Raw genomic sequence first — 19,859 nt, 5'->3', positions numbered from 1 at the left:
AGGGCCCGGCTGGGGAAGGCAGGCTATGGCAGTGAAGGTTGGTATGCTCGCTAGGTGTTCATAGCCTACTAGGAGTCCCGTCTTGAGCCATAAAGTGCTGTCCGTAGTTGTACCCATGTACAACGAGGAGGCCGTCCTGCATCAGTTGGTTGCCCGGTTACGTCCCGTGTTGGACGGTCTGGATGTCCCTTACGAAGTTGTCGCCGTCGATGACGGCAGCAAGGATGCCACGGCCCGGCTGGTACAGGAGATCCGGGCGCAGTGGCCGGAGCTGAGGCTGGTCCGCCTGATGCGCAACAGCGGCCATCAGGCCGCAATCACGGCCGGCATGACCGGTGCAGTGGGTGACTACGTCGTGACCATCGATGCTGATCTTCAGGATCCGCCCGAAGCCATCGAGGAAATGCTCAAGAAGGCCCGCACGGAGAACGTGGACGTGGTGTACGGAGTCCGCAGCGACCGGTCCACGGACTCTGTCTTCAAACGGCAGACAGCGGCAATGTACTACTGGCTCATGCGCCGCGTTGCGGGACCGCACGTCCCCTCCAACGCGGGTGACTTCCGGTTGGTGAGCAGGCGGGTCCTCGAAGCGATCAACAAGCTTCCCGAAGAGGGCCGCGTCTACCGGTTGATCATTCCGTGGTTCGGCTTCCCCAGCACCAATGTCTATTACGAACGGGACAAGCGGGCAGCCGGAACGTCCAAATACCCCCTGGGGAAAATGATCCTGCTGACCACGGAGAGCATCGTCACCTTCTCGGGCGGCCCGCTCCGCTTTGCCACCTGGCTCGGCGTCCTGAGCGCGATGCTGTGTGTGCTGGTGGGCATCTTCGTCGTCGTCGGCGTCTTCACGGGACAGACGGTGCCCGGCTGGGCCTCCACCGTGCTGGTGGTAGGCGGCATCGGCGCCATCCAGCTGTTCTGTCTGGGCATCCTCGGCGAATACATCGGCCGCATCTTCGCCGGCACCCTCCGACGCCCCCTCTACCTCGTGGGCTACGACAGCATGCTCGACGGCGCGTCCGCTCCCGAGGGTTCGACGCCCGACGCAACGCGGACGTCGGCGGGCAAGGATCCCTACGAACCCGGGGCCGCCTGACCTGCTGTACCCAACCGAAAGGGGATCCGCCGTTTTCGGCGGATCCCCTTTGTGCTGCCTGCTCTTGTGCCGGACCCTCCGGGTGCTAGGAGCGCAGGCGGGCCACGACGTCGTCCACCGGCCCGTCCATCACGACCTGGCCGTGTTCGAGCAGGACGCCGCGCCGGCAGACCCGCGAGACCAGGTCCAGGTCATGGCTGACGACGACGAGGGTCTTGCCTTCGCCGGCCAGTTCCTTGATTTTGTCGATGCACTTTTTCTGGAACGGTTCGTCTCCGACCGCCAGGATCTCATCCACCAGGAAGACTTCGGGGTCGGTGTGGACGGCTACGGAAAACGCCAGCCGAAGATACATCCCCGAGGAGTAGAACTTCACCTCGGTGTCGATGAACTGGCCGATCTCGGAGAATTCGACGATGGAGTCGAATTTCTCGTCGATTTCCTGCTCGGTCATGCCGAGGATAGCCCCGTTTAGGTAGACATTGTCCCGGCCGCTCAGGTCGTGGTGGAATCCGGCGCCGACCTCAATCAGCCCGGCCACCCGGCCGCGGGTTCCCACGGTTCCGGTATCGGGCCGCATGACCCCGGAAATGTGCTTGAGCAGGGTGGACTTTCCGGAACCGTTCAGTCCCAGCAGGGCCACTGACTCTCCCTGCTCGACGTCGAGGGACACGTCCTTGAGCGCATGGAACTTCTCGGAGAGGTCGCCCTTCCGGCCCTTGACCAGCCAGACAAAGGCTTCCTTCATGGAGCGGGTGTGCCGCAGGACGAACTGCTTGTTTACATTGCGTACTTCAATGGCGTTTGCCACGGTTCACAGCTCCTGCGCGAAACGGCCCTCAAGGCGACGGAAGACGAGCTGGCCGAGCAGCAGGACCGCTGCCGAGATAGCCAGGGCGATGGGTATCCACATGGACAGCAGATGCGGCGGAATCGCCTCTGCGCCGTCGGTGGTCGGCAGCCAGAAGGCGAAGTGGAACGCTTCGACCCCGACCGTAATCGGATTCAGCTGGTAGAGGTTGAAGAACGTCTCCCCCAGCTCTTCCCGCACCATCATCCATGAGTACAGCACGGGCGAAGCCCAGGTGGCGATCATCAAGAGCATGTCCACCAGGTTCTCCGCGTCACGGAAGTAGACATTGACCGCGCCGAAGAGCAGCCCGAGCCCCGTGGCCAGCAAGGCCACGATGATGAACCCTGCCACCGCGGACGCCAGCTGCAGGAGGGACGGGTTCCAGCCGTTGAACAGGCACGCCGCAATCAGGATCACCAGCTGCGGCACGAAGTGCACGCCGCTGACCCACACCGAAGCGACGGGGAAGAGCTGCCGGGGAAGGTAGATCTTCTTGATCAATCCCCCGTTGCCCACGATGGAGCGTGATGCGTTCCCCAGGGCTTCGGTGAAGAAGTTGATGAGAACGATGCCGGAGAAGAGATAGATGGCGTAGTTCGGCAAACCGTCGGGGTTACGTGGACCCTGCTCCAGTCCGAGGAAGACGCCCAGCGCGATGTAGAAGACAATGAACTGGACGCCGGGCTTCACATAGGACCAGAGCAGTCCCAGGATCGAGCCGCGGTAACGGACCTTCAGCTCTTTGGAGACGAGCAGCTTGAGCAGGAAGCGGGACCGGAGGATATCCGCCAGTCCCGCCCCGCGCCCCGGGGTTTCGAGTGCACCGGTGGACAAGCTTATTTACTCTCTTCCGAATGCTCGGCGAAGGTTTTCTTCCATGCGTCGAAGGAAGTAATCTCCGGAAGCGCTTCGCGGTACTGGTCGCTGAGCTTCTGCCAGTTTTTCAGGATTTCCGCGTTGAGCCGCACTGCTTCGGCCAGCAGGACCCGCAGCTGCTTCGGATCCCGCTTGTACCAGGAGGCACCCGTGCCTTCGGCGTTGGACACCACGGCACTGTCGTACTGGGACATCCGCCACCACTTATTGTCCTGGTGCGCAACGTAGGCCTGCGGGTGCTCGAGGCTGGTCGCCGGAACCTTCTTGGTCAGCTGCTTGACCACCGTCTTGGCGGCCCAGGGAATAAGGGACGCGTAGGAGGGAGCGGAGAAGCCCTGCCCGCGCCGCGGAGGCTTGTGCATGACCGGGGCCGGGAAGGCTTCCGGGTCCGGCTGGAACTGGGAGTCGCTGAAGTTCTTCGCCATGGAACGGATCTCGGGCAGCTTGGTCGGCAGGATCCCGTGCAGGTGATCCGGACCCTTGAGCAGGTCCCGCAGTGCCATGACGCGGCCCTGGGCAGTGAAGTACTGCATGGAGATCAGGTGCTTGAGGTCAATGTAGCCGGTCTCCCGGACCACGCGGCCGCCGTGTTCATACGGGCTGTGGATCAGGGCGGCGATCATGCGGTTGCGGGTGTGGAAGTATGCCTGCCAGCCGACGAGGTCGTCCTTGTCGATCCAGGAGACGTGCCAGACGGCGGAGCCGGGCATGGACACCGTGGGGTAGCCTGCGCTCTTTGCACGCAGCCCGTATTCGGCGTCGTCCCACTTGATGAAGACCGGCAGCGAAAGACCGATGTCCCGGATCACCTGGGTCGGGATCAGGCACATCCACCAGCCGTTGTAATCCACATCCACGCGGCGGTGCAGCCAGGGTGTGTGGCGCAGGTTCGAGCGCACAAAGTCGTGGCCAAGGGTCATCTGTTCGTGCGGCTGGTCGGGCTGGAAACGGTACGGGTTCACCGTTTCGCCGAAGGTGTGCAGAACGGTGCGGTTGTACAGGTCGAACATGTGTCCGCCCACGATGGTGGGGGTCTTGCACCGGTCCGCGAAGGTCACGAGGCGCGAGATGCTCTCGGGTTCCATCACGACGTCGTCGTCAAGGAGCAGGACGTAGTCGCTGCCGCTCTCCACCGCTTCGTACATGCCGCGTGCGAAACCGCCGGACCCGCCCAGGTTCGCCTGGTTGATGATGCGCAGCTTGCCGCCGAGCATTGCCTCCACCTCGGCGAAACCTTCCGCCTCGGCAACCTTCTCGGTGCCCTGGTCGACGATCAGGACCTCCTTGACCATTTCCAGTGCTTCGGGGTGCTCACCGAGGATGCGGAGGTTGTTGATGCAGAAGGAGGTCTTGTTCAGGGTGGTGATCTCGAGCGTCACCGCTCCCGGGGCAACCGGCTCACCCGGCGCCTGCCATTCCGCCTCTTCGAGGATCAGCGGTTCGGAACCGGCCACCAGGTCGAACCAGTACCAGCCGCCGTCTCCAAAGGGCTTCAGGCTCAGTTCGAAGGTGCTGGTACTCGGCGAGTCCACGCGCTGGGTCTGCACGTGCTGCAGCGATCCGCGGGCGTTGGACTTATAGACGCTGACCGCTCCGATTCCGGTGGTGCGGACGCTGAGGCGCACAGTCTCAAGGTTCGTCCACCGGCGCCAGTAGCTGGCCGGGAAAGCGTTGAAGTATGTTCCGAAGGACACCCGCTCGCCCGGACGGACGGACGTGGACCGGCGTGACAGGAAGTCTTCGGCGTGGGCTTCCTTTCCCGGCGCGGAAGTCTGCGTGGCGGTGTCCGCCCGGGCGTCGCCGTTCATGGTGGACAGCTGTACGCCTGTTGCGCTTCCCGTGTCCATGTACAGCGGGATCGTGTCCAGCTGGTCGAGGGAGGGGAGGATGACCCGCTGCAGGGACGACCAGGCCTCCTGCGGCTCTTCGGCCTTGGGTGTGCGTTCTACGATTGCGTTGCTCACGCGTCTACTCCTCCGCTTTCAAGCTTTGCGCCACCGGTAAAGTGCGGCTTGATCTTATTGTCATACATCGACAATGCGGAGCCGATGGCCATGTGCATGTCCAGGTACTTGTAGGTGCCGAGGCGTCCGCCGAAGAGCACGTCCTTTTCACCCTTGGCCAGGTCGCGGTAGGCCAGCAGTTTCGCCCGGTCCTCCGCGGTGTTGACCGGGTAGTACGGCTCGTCGCCCTTCTCCGCGAAGCGGGAGAACTCGCGCATGATGATCGTCGCGTCCTTGGTGTAGTCGCGCTCGGGGTGGAAGTGGCGGAACTCGTGGATCCGGGTGTAGGGGACGTCCTCGTCCGGGTAGTTCATGACCGAGGTGCCCTGGAAATCCTCGATCGGGAGGACTTCTTCCTCGAGGTCGATGGTGCGCCAGGACAGGTCACCCTCGGCGTAGTCGAAGTAACGGTCCACGGGGCCCGTGTAAATGACCGGAACCTGGCCCAGGGTGTTTGCGCGGGAGAACTCGTGGCCCTCATCGAAGAAATCGGTCTTGAGGTGGACCTGGATATTGGGATGGTCGGCCATCCGTTCAATCCAGGCAGTGTAGCCGTCCACCGGCAGCCCCTCGTACTTGTCGTTGAAGTACCGGTTGTCATACGTGTAGCGCACGGGCAGCCGGCTGATGATCTCCGCCGGCAGGTCCTTGGGATCGGTCTGCCACTGCTTGCCGGTGTAGTACTTGATGAAGGCTTCGTACAGCGGGCGGCCGATGAGCTGGATGCCCTTGTCGTTCAGGTTGGCGGGGTTGGTCCCGGCCAGTTCGCCGGCCTGTTCCTGAATGAGCGCCTTGGCTTCCGCCGGGCCCATGGAAGAACGGAAGAACTGGTTGATCGTGCCGAGGTTGATCGGCATCGGGTACACCTCGCCCTTGTGGCTGGTGTACACCTTGTGCACGTAATTCGTGAAGCCGGTGAAGCGGTTAACGTATTCCCAGACCCGCTCGTTGGAGGTGTGGAACAGGTGGGCACCGTAACGGTGGACTTCGATACCGGTCTGCGCATCGTTCTCGCTATAGGCGTTGCCGCCGATGTGGTGGCGGCGGTCGATGACTGCGACCTTCAGGTCCAGTTCCTTAGCAGCGCGCTCGGCCAGGGTCAGGCCGAAGAAGCCCGCTCCGACGACGACGAGGTCAACGTTCACAAATTACTCCTGTTTGAATTGGTGGGGGCGAGAAGACCCGTAGCCACCCGACGGCCAAGTTTACCGAACTATTCCAGCACAGCCACTTTAACCAGCAGCCGCTTCGATTCCGTTTAACCTCAACCCCTCGTCCAGCCGCTCGGCGAAAAGCGGCTGCAGACTGTCAATGAAGGTCTTGGTGGGGTGGTTGGTATCGATATACATCAACACATTGCCGATGACGGGCGGGCAGAAGCCCTCCGGGCAGAAGTATTCCGTCAGATCAATGTGGATAAGTCCCTGACGCGACAGCGCTGCTTCGCCTGGGTTCATCCCATCATAGATCCTGGCCGAGTCGATGCCGCAGAGATCGGTGTCCCCGGGGTTCTCCGTCATGCAGGTGGGCACGTCCTGGGGCATGCGCGGGGTATCCCTGATGGCCGCCACGGCAATGCCGGCATCGAGCAGCTGTGCAACCGCGGAGGTCCAGGTGGGATCCACGTGCTCCTGCCCGTCCAAAACCGTGCGGCTGCCGGTCGTCACCACGAGGTCAGGCGGGTCCGCCAACATCTGGTCCATCGACGTGCGGTTGAACTCCAGGCACTCCGGAGAGGCGTAGTCCTCAAACGTCAAAGGGCACCATCCCTTCACCCTGCTCGACAGATTCCATCCCCGCTCCTCCGCAATGGGAGTCACGGCGCTGATCCAGGTCTGGGCGTGGGAACTGCCCACAATGGTCACGGTGAAGGCGTCGTCGTCGGCCTGCACCAAATCACACACCACCTCGAGGGTGCCCTGGTCGGAGCAGCCGTCGGGCACATCGGCGAATTCGTCGGCAGCCCGTTCAGGCAACGGAAGGACCGGCGCGTCCGGGTCGGACTCGTCGGTATAGCCGGGGAGCAGCACGGCCGCCCCGGGGTTGTTGCGTTCCGCCTCAGCTGCCAGCTTGTCTGCTTCCAGCTTCAGGCTCCCCTGCCATCCGGCCACCGGGACCGCCACCAGCGCGAAGCAGACTGCGATGACGACCGCCGCACGGGCCTTGCTCCGATCGGCCCAGGCCATGGATCGAAGGGGCTTCTCCACCAGCGTCGTCGTCAGGTACGCCAGCACCAGGGACAGGGCGAGGATGGCGGTGCCGCCGACAGGTCCAACTTCTTCCCTGCCACGCCAGATCAGATAAATAACCAGGACGGGCCAGTGCCACAGATACAGGGCATACGACATGTCCCCCAACCGGATCAGCGGCTTCCAGGACAGGAACCGGTCAGCGCCGAAAGCGCTCCCCGTCTGCCCCGCCACGATGACGAGCGTGGCGGCCAGCAGCGGCCACAGCGCGACGTATCCCGGGAACTGCCCCTGCACGTTGAGGATGAACCCGACGGAGAGCATCGCTGCCAGGCCAACCCAGCCGGCCGCAATCCTGAGGGGCCTGGGGAGCCGGATGTAGGGCAGCGCCAGCACGAGCAGCGTGCCGAAGGCGAATTCCCACAGGCGGGCACGCGTATCGAAGTAGGCATACGTCTGGCTGGTGTAGGTCTCGTATACCGAAAAGGCCAGCGAAGCTACGAACACGGTTCCGAAGACGCCGAGGACAACACTCCGGAAGCGCAGCCGGCCGGCCCGGGCGATGCCCGCTGCCAGCGCAAACAGCAGTGGCCACAGAATGAAGACCTGCCCCTGTACGGACAATGACCAGAAGTGCTGGAGGGGGCTGGCCACGCTTTGGTCGGTGGCGTAGTAGTCCACCGAATTTTCTGCCAGTGCCCAGTTCTGGAAGTAGAAGAGCGAGGACCAGGCCTGCGAAAGAATCTCTCCCCACCGGATCGCCGGCACGAACAGCGCCGTCGCCACCAGGACGCCCACCAGGACTACGGCCACCGCCGGAAGCAGCCGCTTGAACACATGGATCCAGTACTGTCCAAGGTTCAGCGGACGGCCGCCCTCGACCTTGCGGATAAAGGACAGTGACAGCAGGAACGCTGAAATCAGCAGGAAGATGTCGACGCCGCCGGAGACCCTGTCGAACCAGATGTGGTAACAGGCCACCATGAGCACTGCGAGCGCCCGGAGACCCTGCACCTCGGGCCGGTAGCCGGCCTTGGCTGCCCTGCCGGCTGGGGGACGCCGCTCCTCGGTGGGCTGAAGAGCAGAAATCGAAGAAGTCACACGTGCCTTTCTGGACAAAAATTCCCTTGCATTCTACGGGCGGCAGCTTGACTATCCCTCCACAGGGCGCCTGGCCAAGAGCGGCAGTACCCGTTCGGGAACCCGGGACTCCGGAGCAGCAGTAGCACGCCTAGGCTGGCCCCCGCACCCGAAACCGGACGTACCGGGCGGGATTCTGGAGGAATATTGCTGCTTCATGTGAGCCTTGCCGCTGCGCCGGGATGGCGCCTTCCGGACACCTTCGAGCAGGCGACGGGAACCGAGCTGGTGATGAAGATCACCAGTTCGCTGACCGGAAGCACCATCGCCGCCCTGCTTTCGGAGCGCTACGGACCGGCGCTTTACACGGTCCAGGGAACCAGGGTCCAGGAGCTGGCGCCCGGCGTCCCCCCGCTGGTCAACGGCGCCGTAATTGTCTGTTCCCCCGCGGCGGCGGACGGTCCCCCCGCCGCCGAACCCCATCTTCGTGCTGCTCCCCTGCTCCTGGCGGTCTGCTCGGGACCGGATGCCGGAACCGTCACTTCCCTCCAGCGGGGCACCTACACCATCGGACGGATGCTTACGGACGAAGCAGACACCGGTCCGATGCTCGGCATTGCCGACCCCGCACTCTCCCGGCTTCATGCCCGGCTCACCGTCGGGTCCGAATCCGTGACGATCCGGGACCTGGGATCGGCCAACGGTACCTGGGTGGACGGCCGCCGAATCCGCAGTGCGGTGGTGGACACCGGTTCGACCATCCGGCTCGGCTACAGCTACTGCCGGCTGTGCACCCCGGGAACGGCACCGGAGCCGGCGTCCCCGCCGGACTACCCCCTGGAACCGCTTCCCGTCCGGTTCTCCGAGCCGGGGCAGAAAACGGGGCTTCTCTTAGTCGGGGCTTTGCTTCCGCTGATCCTCGGGGTCGTGCTGGCGCTGGCCACGGGCATGTGGATGTTCCTGGCTTTCAGCGCTGTTTCCGCAGTAATGGCGCTGCTCGCGGCCGGCAGCTCCCGGCGCCGGCGCCGGGAGCATGCCGCTGATGTGGCTGAGGCAGCACGCCAGGACGGCAGGCGCCGCCGGCTTGCGGCACCCGATCCCGGAGAAACGGCGCTGGCTGCCGAGCTGGGCTACCCTCCGGGCGGCGCGGGCGGTTCCGCTGCTGTCCGCCCCGTCCGGATTGGGGCAGGCAGCCAGCCGGCCAACCTGGTGGCAGTCCCGGTGCAGCAGCGGTTCGTGCCGCCGGACATTCCGGAGGCACCGGTGGTCCTCGCTCTGGGAGAGGATCGGGATATCCGACTGGAAGGCCCCGGGCCGGACCTTGCCGCCGCGGGCAGGACCATCCTCCTGCAGGCCTCCGGGGCGGAGGGCCTGCACATCGTGTGCGCGGGAACACCCGCGGAACTGGAACCGGACGCCCGGTTCCTGCCCGGGGTTTCCCTGGCTGCCTTGCCTGAAGCTTCTCCCCTGGCCGTAAGGCCCGCCGCTGCGCGGATTCATACCCTGCTGGCCGATACGGAAGCCGCAGACGGACCGGCCCTGTTCGTGCTCTTCGTCCACCCCTCCTGGGCCGAGCACGCCGGAGCCCTGCTGCAGGCCCTGCCCGATTCCGGCCGTGTCAGCATCGTGCGGTGCGGAGGTCCACCCGCGGCCGTGACCGTCACCCTCCTGGCCGGACGCGGAACCATGACCTCCGGCGCCGGCACCCTGGCTTTCGTGCCGGATCTGGTCCGGCCCCGGACCTTCGCGCGCCTGAGCCGCGCGCTTTCATCCCGGCGGACCCTCCACCCGGAACCGCCGACGGCCGGAGGGCCGGGGAAGCTTCGCCGGGCAGCCGCTTTTGATGGGTTCCACGCCGCAGCGCCCGAGCAGCTCCTGCAGGGGTGGACCTCCGAAAGGAACGACGCCGAGGCCGTCGTGGGACTTGCGCCGTCCGGTCCCGTCACCCTGGACCTGGATAGGGACGGTCCCCATTTCCTGGCAGCCGGCACCACCGGCGCAGGCAAATCCGAATTCCTGCGCTCGTTCGTGGTGTCGCTGGCGGCGCTGCACCCGCCTACGCGCATCACCGTCCTGCTCATCGATTTCAAGGGAGGATCCGGTCTTGGCCCCCTTGCCGCCCTTCCGCATGCGGTGGGGCTCCTGACCGATTTCTCCGCCGAGAACGTGACGCGGGCACTGGTGTCCCTGCGGGCGGAAGTCCGACGGAGGGAGAAACTCCTGGCACGCGCGGAAACGGACAACCTCTCCGCCTACAATCGCACGCACCAGCCGGGACTCCCCCGGCTGCTGATCGTCGTTGACGAGTTCCGGATGCTGGCCGAGGCAGTCCCGACGGCCCTGCCCGAACTGCTCCGGATTGCGGCCATCGGGCGCTCCCTGGGGCTGCACCTCCTCCTGGCGACGCAGCGGCCGCAGGGAGCCATCACCACCGACATCCGGGCGAACCTCGCCACCAGCATTGCCCTGCGGGTGCAGTCCGCCGCCGAGTCGCGCGACGTGATCAATGCCGACTCGGCAGCGGGAATTCCGCCGGATGTTCCGGGACGGGCGATCCTGAGCCGAGGCGGACGGACCCCGTTCGCCTTCCAAAGCCTGTCCACCTCCCTGCGCAGCGGCACGGACGAAAACCCGCTGAAGGACCTGCAGGAATACTTCCGCTCCCCCTGGTCGGACTCCGCCGCCGAGGTATCCGCCGACCCGCAGGCCCTCCCTCGCATCGTTGGAGCGATCCGCAGTGCTGCGGGCCTAGGCGGCTTTCCGGTTCCGTTCAATCCCGTGCAGCCGCCGCTCCCCCCTGTCCTGACAACGGACCTTCTGGCCCTTGCCGGCGCGGACCGGCCGGAACCGGCGGCAGGACTGGCGCTGGGCCTGCTGGACGAGCCGGAAAAACAGCGCCGGCAGACCCTGGTGTGGTCCCCAGCCAGGGACTCGCATCTGGCACTGCTGGGCGCCCCCAGGTCCGGGGCGCCTGATTCCCTCAGCCTCATCGCCGCGGAACACCTCGCCGGACTGCCCGGCAGGCATCTCTATGTCCTGGACGCCGACGGCAGCCTCGCCTGGCTCGCTGCCGCGGAGCAGACCGGCGCCTATGTCGGTCCGCAGGACACCCGGCGTGCCGGACGTGTCCTCGCGTACCTCGCTGCCGAGCTCCTCCGGCGCCTAACGACGGCAGAGCCCGTGGCCGAAGGAGTGCACGCAGCCGGCGGGGACATCCCGGGAGCCGATGACCCCGCAGCTGGAACAACGCTCATCATTACCGGCTGGGCGCGCTGGTGCGCGGCCTTCCGGTCCAGCCGCGGCCAGTCCGGCGAAGAGGACCTCGCCGACCTCATCCGGGACGGTGAGCGGGCCGATATCTGCGTTGTCCTCACGGGCGACCGCGACGTGCTCAATGCCCGTTTCTTTCCCCTCGTCCCCAACCGCATGTTTTTTCCGACGGATGCCAGCGCCGAGACGCTGCTGGCCTGGCCCCGGCTGCCGCCCATGGACCGGGTCAGGCAACGGGCTCTGGTGCAGGGACGGTGCGCGACCGCAGAGGGCCTCACGGCCCAGTTGCTCGTTCCCGGGCCGTCACCCGATCCCGGACGGCTGCGCCCGCTGCCCCGGGGAAACCCGCGGCCGCACCGCATTGAAAGCCTCCCTGCGTTTGTTCCCCCGGAGGTGCTGGCGCCGTCTCAGTCTGCAGACCTGCTGGCCGTGGGGGTCTGCGGCGACGAGCTGGGGACCGCCGCGGTCCACCTGCCGGCGGGCTGCGTCTTCCTGGTGGCAGGGCCGCGGGGTTCGGGCCGGACATCCTTCCTGCGCCAGCTCCATCGCTCCGCCGATGCATCCTTGGAATGCTGCCTGTTGTCGAGGACGGCGGATGCGGAACAGGCCCTGTCGACTATGGAACAGCGGAAGGAAGAGGCCAGCGGCTTCCTGGTCCTGGTGGATGACGCAGATTCCTTCCCGGCATCCGTCCACTCAAAACTGGCCCAGCTGCAGGCATGCGGGGCCAGGATCGTCCTGGCCGCCGCACCCGGGCATTCGATGTCGTCACGGATTCCCCTGGCCCTGCAGGTCCGTTCGGCTCCGCACGGAGCGCTGCTTCGACCCGCGGCTGCGACGGACGGAGATATTTTTGGCATCAGGATCGAGCCCGGGCTCCGGTACCCGCCCGGCCGGTGCTACCTCATTGACGGAATGGAGGTGGTGGAGGCGCAGGCCGCTTACGCTCCCGCGTCCTGACCGGCTGCTGCCGGCCGTGGCTCCCGGACCCGCTCGTCCCGGGAGTACGGCACCTAGAAGGTCTTGCCGCTGTCCGTGAGCCTGCTGGTGTGGTCAAGGACGGGCTTCGTGAACAGCAGCAGCAGAACGGCTGCTGCCGGCAAAAGCAGCCCGAGGCCCGGCAGGACCAGTCCTGCCTGCAGGGTCGGAACGGCAAGAATGATCACGAAGAGCTGCCAGACCAACGCCGCCGAGCGCGTCCAGCGATAGCCCCGGAAGAAGAAGTGCCCCACCGCCAGCAGCCACACTGCCAGGGCCACGGCGAATACCAGCGTGAAGATGACCCCTCCCATGGACAACGGTGCCGAAGTCGCCAGTTGGTAGCCGTACCAGGCTGCGAAGCCAAGGAGGCAAAGGGCTTCAAGGACGAGGACGGCGGAGACGACGAGGACGGCGGGGGCACGCGATGCGGAGCGGGGTTCCTGGGGTGTTGACACACTGGCAGGATACCGGACGGCTCTGGACGGAGGGCCTTGGAACGACGTTGCATTCCCTTTCCCCTGCAGCGGACCGGTCCTGCCCCGGGCCGCAGGAAGGCCTTCCGCAGGCGGCAAGTGTGATGCATCCCTCAGCTCCGGGGCAATATTCCCGCACGCAAACCCTTGTCTGCTTCTGGCATACGTGCCACGCTAGTAGGAGGGAAATCAGGGGCCGAAACCGGCCCCTTTAGTTTGTAGTTGCTCGTGAATGTTTTCACAAACACGTAGGAGTCAACTTTTCAGAGGAGATAGTGATCAACATGGATTGGCGGAGCCGCGCAGCTTGCCTGGATAAAGATCCGGAGCTTTTCTTTCCCGTGGGCAATACCGGCCCGGCTCTTCTGCAGATCGAAGAAGCCAAGAGTGTCTGCCGGCGCTGCCCGGTCATCGACACCTGCCTGCAGTGGGCCATCGAGACCGGCCAGGACGCCGGCGTCTGGGGCGGCATGAGCGAAGATGAGCGCCGTGCGTTGAAGCGCCGCGCAGCCCGCGCCCGCCGCGCCTCCTAAGCAGGACTTACCGGCTCTGGTGCCGGATATTAAAGGGCCGCTGCCATTGGCAGCGGCCCTTTGCCGTCCCGCTTTCCGTGCTGCCCGGGGGCATCAGGAGCGGCGGTATTCGGTGTCCAAACCCATTTCGATCCGCACTTCCGTGCCGCCTTCTTCTCCGGCTGACCATTCAATAGTGCCGTCGAGTTCGCTTTGGACAAGGGTCCGGACGATCTGCAGACCGAGTCCCTCCCGCCGCGGCCCCGGCGGCAGGCCCACGCCGTCGTCGGACACCGTCACCGTGAGCCGTTCTTCCCGGCCCCTTTCGCCGTGGCGCCGCGCCGCCAGCCCGACCGTGCCGCGCCGTCCCGCCAGCCCGTGCTCCACGGCGTTAGTCACCAGTTCATTGATGACCAGGGCCAGCGGGGTGGCCAGGTCGCTGGGTAGTTCGCCGAAGCTGCCCTCGCGGCGGGTCCTGACCTCCTGCGTGGGTGAGGCAACCTCGGCTGAGAGCCGGAACTGGCGGTCGATCAGCTCGTCAAAGTCCACGTTCTGGGTCAGGCCCTGGGACAGGGTTTCGTGCACCAGGGCAATAGTGGAGACCCGCCGCATGGCCTGGGCCAGGCCCAGTTTGCCTTCTTCGCTCTCCATCCGCCGTGACTGCATCCGCAGCAGCGCCGCAACGGTCTGGAGGTTGTTCTTCACCCGGTGGTGGATCTCGCGGATGGTGGCGTCCTTGGAGACCAGTTCCATCTCCCGGCGGCGGAGTTCGGAGACGTCACGGCAGAGCACCAGCGCACCGAAACGCTCCTTTTCGTCCCGGAGCGGAATGGCCCGCAGGGACAGGCTGACGCCGCGGGATTCAATTTCCGTCCGCCACGGCATCCGCCCCGTAACCACCAGCGGCAGTGTTTCATCGACCATCCGGCGGTCTTTGAGCAGCGCCGTGGTGATCTCCGCCAGTGAACGCCCCTCCAGTGTTTCCATATCGCCCAGGCGGCGGAAAGCGGAGACACCGTTGGGGCTGGCATACTGCACGATTCCTTCGGCATCGAGCCGGATCAGCCCGTCCCCCACCCGCGGCGCACCGCGGCGCGAACCGGTAGGCGTGGCGAAGTCGGGCCACAGGCCCAGCGTCCCCATGCGCAGCAGATCATACGCACACTGCCGGTAGGTCAGTTCCAGGCGCGAGGGCATGCGTGAGCTGGACAGGTCCATGTGCGAAGTCACCACGGCCAGGGTCCTGCCGTTGCGGACAAACGGGATGGCTTCCACCCGCATGGCTGTTTCCGCGGTCCAGCTGGTTTCACTCGACCGTTCTATGTGCTGGCTGTGCCAGGCGGCATCAACCAGGGGGTGCAGGTCAGCGCGGATGCGTTCACCGACGAAGTCGCTGTGGAACACCGTGTGCGACGTCGAGGGCCGGGCATGGGCCAGCGCCACGTAGCCGCCGTCGGGCACGGGGAACCACAGCGCCAGGTCGGCGAAGGCAAGGTCGGCAACCAGCTGCCAGTCGCCCACCAGGAGGTGCAGCCATTCGGCGTCGCCGGGACCGAAGTCCGCGTGGTCCTTGATCGGGTCGGTAAAAATTGCCACGGGTGCTCCGGATCAGCGGCGGACGATGGAACGAAGCAGGCGAAGCGCCACCGACAGGGACGCCATGTCGTCCTGCTCAAGCTGGTTCACTTCGGTGAACATCTTGGAGGCACGTTGCAGGTGGTCGGCATTCTCCTGCTCCCATGCGTGCAGGCGCTCCGCCGGATCCGTACCGGCCCGGTCAGGCGTTGCCTCCAGGGCAGCCACGGTCATGTCCGCCACGGTCGAATACAGGTCGTCGCGCAGTGCGGCGCGCGCCAGTGACTGCCACCGGTCCTCGCGGGGAAGCTTGGTGATCCGGTTCAGCAGGTCGTCGATCCCGTACTGGTCATAGACGGCGTAGTAGACGCCCGCCACTTCGGCTGCCGGTTCGCCGCTCGCACGGCTGGCCATTGCGACGTCGAGCAGCCCGAAGGATTCGAACTGTTCGGCCCAGTACTTGCCGAGCTCCTTCGGAATATCCAGCTCGCGGGCCTTCTGTTCCATGGCCTGAACCCGTTCCGCGTCCGCCCCGCGCAGGAAACGCGTCAGATCGGAGAGCAGCGGCGTCAGGATGGGCTTGAACGCCTCGATGTCCTCGCTGATCGTCGTTCCCCGTCCCACATGGTTGACGAACCAGCGCACCGCGCGGTCCAGCAGCCGGCGCAGGTCCAAATGCATCATGGACCAGGTCTCCGCGGGGAAGTCCGCGGGCAGCGCGCCCAGTTCGGCGAGGACCTTGTCGATGCCGTAGATCTCCCGCAGGGCGGTGAAGGCGCGGGCCGCTTCCGCCTCGGTGGCGGAAGTCTCTTCAATCACCCGGAAGGCGAAGGTGATGCCGCCGATATTGATCATGTCGTTGGCGACCACGGTGGAGATAATCTCGCGGCGCAGCGGATGGGTATCCAGCTGGTCGCCGAAACGCTCGACAATCTGCTTCGGGAAGTACCGCCGCAGGGTCCCGGCAAAGTACGGGTCGTCGGCGAGGTTCGAGCGCGTCAGCGCCTTCGTGAGCTCGATCTTTGCGTACGCAGCCAGCACAGCAAGTTCAGGCGAGGTGAGCCCCTCCCCTGCAGCAATCCGTGCGTGCAGCTCCTCGTTGGTGGGCAGCGCCTCGAGTCCGCGGTCCAGGTCCGCATGTTCCTCAAGCCAGTCCATCAGCCGCTCGAAGCTGGGGCTGGCTTCGAGTACCCGCTGGCGGTCATTGAGCAGCAGCATGTTCTGGTCAATGTTGTCCTGCAGGACCAGGTGGCCGACCTGGTCGGTCATCGAGTGCAGGAACTCGGCGCGCTCCGCCGGGTCCAGGCGTCCGGCCGCCACCATCCGGTCCACGAAGATCTTGATGTTCACTTCGTGGTCGGAGCAGTCCACACCGGCGGAATTGTCGATCGCGTCAGTGTTGAGGATGACACCGGCACGGGCAGCTTCAATGCGGCCGCGCTGGGTCATGCCCAGGTTGCCGCCTTCACCGACGACCTTCACCCGCAGGTCCCGGCCGTCCACGCGGATCGCGTCATTGGCTTTGTCGCCGACGTCCGCCGAGGTCTCGGCCGAGGATTTCACGTAGGTGCCGATGCCGCCGTTGTAGAGCAGGTCCACGGGGGCCGTCAGGATGGCCTTCAACAGCTCCGGCGGACTCATCTTGGTGGCCGATGCCGGCAGGCCCAGCACCTCGCGGACCTCCGCCGAGAGCGGAATGCTCTTGGACTGGCGCGGGAAGATCCCGCCGCCGGTGCTGATCAGGGACTCGTCGTAGTCAGCCCACGAGGAGCGCGGAAGCTCGAACAGGCGCCGCCGTTCGGCGTGGGACCGTGCGGCGTCGGGGTTCGGATCGAGGAAAATGTGCCGGTGGTCGAAGGCCGCCACCAGTTTGATGTGCTCGGACAGCAGCATGCCGTTGCCGAACACGTCGCCGCTCATGTCGCCGACGCCCACAACGGTGAAGTCCTGGCTCTGGGTATCGATGCCCAGTTCGCTGAAGTGCCGCTTGACCGATTCCCAAGCGCCCCGGGCGGTGATGCCCATGGCCTTGTGGTCATAGCCGACGGACCCGCCGGAGGCGAAGGCGTCCCCGAGCCAGAAGCCGTACTCGGCGGAAATGGAGTTCGCGATGTCGGAGAAGGACGCCGTGCCCTTGTCCGCAGCGACCACAAGGTAGCTGTCGTCGCCGTCATGGCGGACCACGCGTTGGGGCGGAACTACTTCCTCGCCCGTTTCCTTCACCACCAGGTTGTCGGTCAGGTCCAGCAGTCCCCGGATGAAAGTGCGGTAGCTGTTCTTTCCTTCTTCCATCCAGGCGCCGCGGTCCACGGCCGGGTCGGGCAGCTTCTTGGCGTAGAACCCGCCCTTGGCGCCGGTGGGCACGATGACGGCGTTCTTGACCGTCTGTGCCTTCACCAGGCCAAGGATTTCGGTACGGAAGTCCTCCCGGCGGTCGGACCAGCGCAGTCCGCCGCGCGCGACCTCGCCGAAGCGCAGGTGCACGCCCTCCACCCGCGGGGAATAGACCCAGATTTCGTATTTCGGGCGCGGGAACGGGGCACCGTCGATCGCACCGGTGTTCAGCTTGAAACTGACGTAGGGCTTGTCCTGGTAGAAATTCGTGCGCAGCGTGGCGTTGACCAGGGTGGCAAAGGTCCGCAGGACGCGGTCGGCGTCAAGCGTCGGCACCTTCTCGAGGCCGGCTTCCAGCGCGGAGCCTGCCCGCTCGACGGCGGCCCGGCGCTCCTCCTCGGTCAGGTCCGGGTCGAAACGCCCTTCGAAGAGTCCGATCAGCGCGTGGGCCACGTCCGGGTTGGACAGCAGTGTGCCGGCGACGAAGCCGTAGGAGTTGGCCGTACCGACCTGGCGCATGTACTTGGCATACGCCCGCAGGATGACCACCTGGCGCCACTGCATTCCCTGCTGCAGGATCAACCGGTCGAAGGCGTCGGACTCGGCGGTTCCGGACAGCCCTGCACCGAAGGCGGCGGCCAGCAGGGAGCCGGTCTGCAGCGGATCGACGCCCGCCGGGTACACCAGGCCCAGGTCGTACAGGTAGAACCCGGTGCCGTCGCCCCGCCGGATCTCGAAGGGACGTTCGTCGAGCACTTCCAGGCCGAGGTTGTGCAGGAAGGGCAGGATCTGGGTCAGCGATTTCGGCTCGGTGAGGTAGAGCTTCAGCCGGGCGTCTTCGGGCCCGCCGCCGTCGGTTCCTGCCGGGACATAGACGAACAGTTCCGGTGCTGTGTCCGGACGGGCCAGCCGGGCTTCGAAGCGGGCAATGTCCTCCAGGGCATCCTCGACTTCGTAGGCCACGCGGTACGCGGCAGGGAAGGCGTCGGCCCACAGGGCCGACAGCCTCTCGGCCTCCGGACCGGAGAACTTCGTCCGGACCACCTCGTCAATGCCTTCGCTCCACGAGCGCGTGGCCTGCACGAGGCGGTCCTCGAGCGCGGCGGCGTCGACATCCGTAATTTCCGCACCCCGGGGAAGCCGGATCCGGAAGAAGAGCCTGGCCAGGGCGGATTCCGTCATCCGGGCTTCGAAGTCGATGGACTCCGCGTTGAAGGTGGCCCGGAGCTCGTCCTGGATCCGCAGCCGGACCGGCGTCGTGTAGCGGTCACGCGGCAGGAAGACGATGGCGGACATGAACCGGCCGTAGATATCGGGCCGGAGGAACAGCCGTGTCCGCCGCCGTTCCTGGAGGCGAAGGATAGCCAGCGAGGTATCCAGCAGCGTGGAGGGATCGATCTGGAAGAGCTCGTCCCGCGGATAGGTTTCCAGGATGGACAGCAGGTCCTTGCCCGAGTGCGAATCGGCAGGGAAGCCGCAGCTGCGCATGACATCGCGGACCTTGTCCCGGACAATCGGGATGCTGCGGACGGAGCCGGTGTAGGCGCCGGTGGCGAAGAGCCCGATGAAGCGGCGTTCGCCGTTGACGTTGCCCTGTTCGTCGAATCGCTTGACGCCGAGGTAGTCGAGGTAGGCAGGCCGGTGCACGGTGGACCGGGAGTTGGCCTTGGTAATGACGAGCGCGCGCTTTTCGCGGGCCTTGGCGCGGCCTGCACCGGTGAGGCGCTGGACCCTGCGGGTGGAGTGCAGCTGCAGCAGGCCCAGGCCGCTGCCTTCGGTGGGGCGGAGCGCATCTTCCCCGTCCTCGGTGATGAGGTCGTATTCGCGGTAGCCCAGGAACGTGAAGTTGCCGTTGTCCAGCCAGGTCAGCAGTTCACGGGCCTGCTGCAGGTCGGGAATGTCCCTGGCGCCCGGAACGGTCTCCAGGGAACGGGCGATCTCGTGTACCTTCGTCCGCATCGCGGGCCAGTCCGCTACCGCGATCCGGACATCGCCCAGGACTTTCCGCAGGCGCTCCACCAGTTCGGACCGCTTGTCCCCGTCGGCAATCCGGGCAACCTCGACGGCGATCCAGGACTCCACCTTGGTGGTGCCGCCGTTCCCGCCCAGGAGGTCGGCCAGGTTGGGAAGGGCTGCGGTGTCGCCGCTGGAGACGCCGGCAGCGGCGGGAACACGCTGGACCTGCTGCAGCTCACCCGTCCGGGGGTCGCGGGTGGCGAGGAAAATGGGGTGCACGACCAGCCGGATCGCATTGTTGCTGCGCACCACCTCCGCGGTAACGGAGTCCACGAGGAACGGCATGTCGTCAGTGACGATCAGGATGACGCTGGTATCGCCTTGGTCCACCACATCCACGGCGGCGGTGCCTTCGGCGCGGTCCAGCGCCAGCTCCATGTGCTTTTGCGCCCGCTCCCTCAGGACCGACGGCGCATAGGCCTGGGCATCTTCACGCGCCAGGTGCTCGTAGTAGTTCCCGATGAATTCATCCAGGGAAGTGTCCGAACTGAAAAGATCCGCTACGCGGGATCCTGACGACATGTAATACGCCTCCGATAGTACTTACGTCCGACTGCGCCGTTGCAGCCTGTTCCTACTGAGCCTAGCCGCGAATGCG

11 protein-coding genes are annotated in these 19,859 nt (G+C 65.6%); 3 read left to right on the top strand and 8 right to left on the bottom strand.

Annotation, left to right across the window (positions count from 1 at the left end; all coding sequences use genetic code 11):
* The first annotated feature begins 82 nt into the window (after positions 1–82).
* Positions 83–1,099 (top strand): glycosyltransferase family 2 protein, encoded by a 1,017-nt coding sequence (locus AC5RT8_RS13595; RefSeq protein WP_494096228.1) that lies wholly within the window; start codon positions 83–85, stop codon positions 1,097–1,099.
* 85 nt (positions 1,100–1,184) lie between these two features.
* On the opposite strand, the gene AC5RT8_RS13590 is transcribed toward AC5RT8_RS13595, so the two are convergent.
* The 5 genes from AC5RT8_RS13590 to AC5RT8_RS13570 all read right to left on the bottom strand — a co-directional run bounded on the left by AC5RT8_RS13590 (position 1,185) and on the right by AC5RT8_RS13570 (position 8,121).
* A complete protein-coding gene (locus AC5RT8_RS13590) occupies positions 1,185–1,910 on the bottom strand; it encodes an ABC transporter ATP-binding protein (protein ID WP_494096227.1) in 726 nt (241 codons plus the stop codon).
* Positions 1,911–1,913: 3 nt separating this feature from the next.
* Positions 1,914–2,786 (bottom strand): ABC transporter permease, encoded by an 873-nt coding sequence (locus AC5RT8_RS13585; RefSeq protein ID WP_494096226.1) that lies wholly within the window; start codon positions 2,784–2,786, stop codon positions 1,914–1,916.
* 2 nt (positions 2,787–2,788) lie between these two features.
* On the bottom strand, positions 2,789–4,675 hold the full coding sequence (locus AC5RT8_RS13580) for a glycosyltransferase (protein ID WP_494096416.1): 1,887 nt from the start codon (positions 4,673–4,675) through the stop codon (positions 2,789–2,791).
* 113 nt (positions 4,676–4,788) lie between these two features.
* Positions 4,789–5,976 (bottom strand): UDP-galactopyranose mutase, encoded by a 1,188-nt coding sequence (glf, locus tag AC5RT8_RS13575; RefSeq protein WP_494096225.1) that lies wholly within the window; start codon positions 5,974–5,976, stop codon positions 4,789–4,791.
* An 87-nt stretch (positions 5,977–6,063) separates the two neighbouring features.
* The gene (locus AC5RT8_RS13570; RefSeq protein WP_494096224.1) at positions 6,064–8,121 is read right to left on the bottom strand and encodes an acyltransferase family protein; all 2,058 of its coding nucleotides are present in this window, start codon (positions 8,119–8,121) and stop codon (positions 6,064–6,066) included.
* Positions 8,122–8,319: 198 nt separating this feature from the next.
* Between AC5RT8_RS13570 and AC5RT8_RS13565 the strand changes: the two genes are divergently transcribed.
* Entirely contained in the window at positions 8,320–12,330 is a 4,011-nt protein-coding gene (locus AC5RT8_RS13565; RefSeq protein WP_494096223.1) for an FtsK/SpoIIIE domain-containing protein, read from the top strand.
* A 53-nt stretch (positions 12,331–12,383) separates the two neighbouring features.
* On the opposite strand, the gene AC5RT8_RS13560 is transcribed toward AC5RT8_RS13565, so the two are convergent.
* On the bottom strand, positions 12,384–12,806 hold the full coding sequence (locus AC5RT8_RS13560) for a hypothetical protein (RefSeq protein ID WP_494096222.1): 423 nt from the start codon (positions 12,804–12,806) through the stop codon (positions 12,384–12,386).
* 302 nt (positions 12,807–13,108) lie between these two features.
* On the opposite strand from AC5RT8_RS13560, the gene AC5RT8_RS13555 reads away from it, so the two are divergent.
* Positions 13,109–13,357 carry a WhiB family transcriptional regulator gene (locus tag AC5RT8_RS13555; protein ID WP_055239553.1) on the top strand — a complete coding sequence of 83 codons (249 nt, stop codon included), beginning with the start codon at positions 13,109–13,111 and terminating at the stop codon, positions 13,355–13,357.
* Between the two features lie 93 nt (positions 13,358–13,450).
* On the opposite strand, the gene AC5RT8_RS13550 is transcribed toward AC5RT8_RS13555, so the two are convergent.
* Positions 13,451–14,932, bottom strand: coding sequence for a sensor histidine kinase (locus AC5RT8_RS13550; RefSeq protein ID WP_494096221.1), 1,482 nt, complete (start codon positions 14,930–14,932; stop codon positions 13,451–13,453).
* A 12-nt stretch (positions 14,933–14,944) separates the two neighbouring features.
* Entirely contained in the window at positions 14,945–19,783 is a 4,839-nt protein-coding gene (locus AC5RT8_RS13545) for an NAD-glutamate dehydrogenase (RefSeq protein ID WP_494096220.1), read from the bottom strand.
* Positions 19,784–19,859 lie beyond the last annotated feature (76 nt).

It is taken from the genome of Arthrobacter sp. Ms25, assembly GCF_059090365.1.
The sequence above is the reverse complement of the archived record's forward strand: the minus strand, read 5'-3'. Positions and strand labels throughout refer to the sequence as shown.

Excerpts from the sequence above, each read along its gene's own strand:
- AC5RT8_RS13555 (WP_055239553.1), top strand. The coding sequence starts at position 13,109 with ATGGATTGGCGGAGCCGCGCAGCTTGCCTGGATAAAGATCCGGAGCTT.
- AC5RT8_RS13545 (WP_494096220.1), bottom strand. The coding sequence starts at position 19,783 with ATGTCGTCAGGATCCCGCGTAGCGGATCTTTTCAGTTCGGACACTTCC.
- AC5RT8_RS13580 (WP_494096416.1), bottom strand. The coding sequence starts at position 4,675 with ATGGACACGGGAAGCGCAACAGGCGTACAGCTGTCCACCATGAACGGC.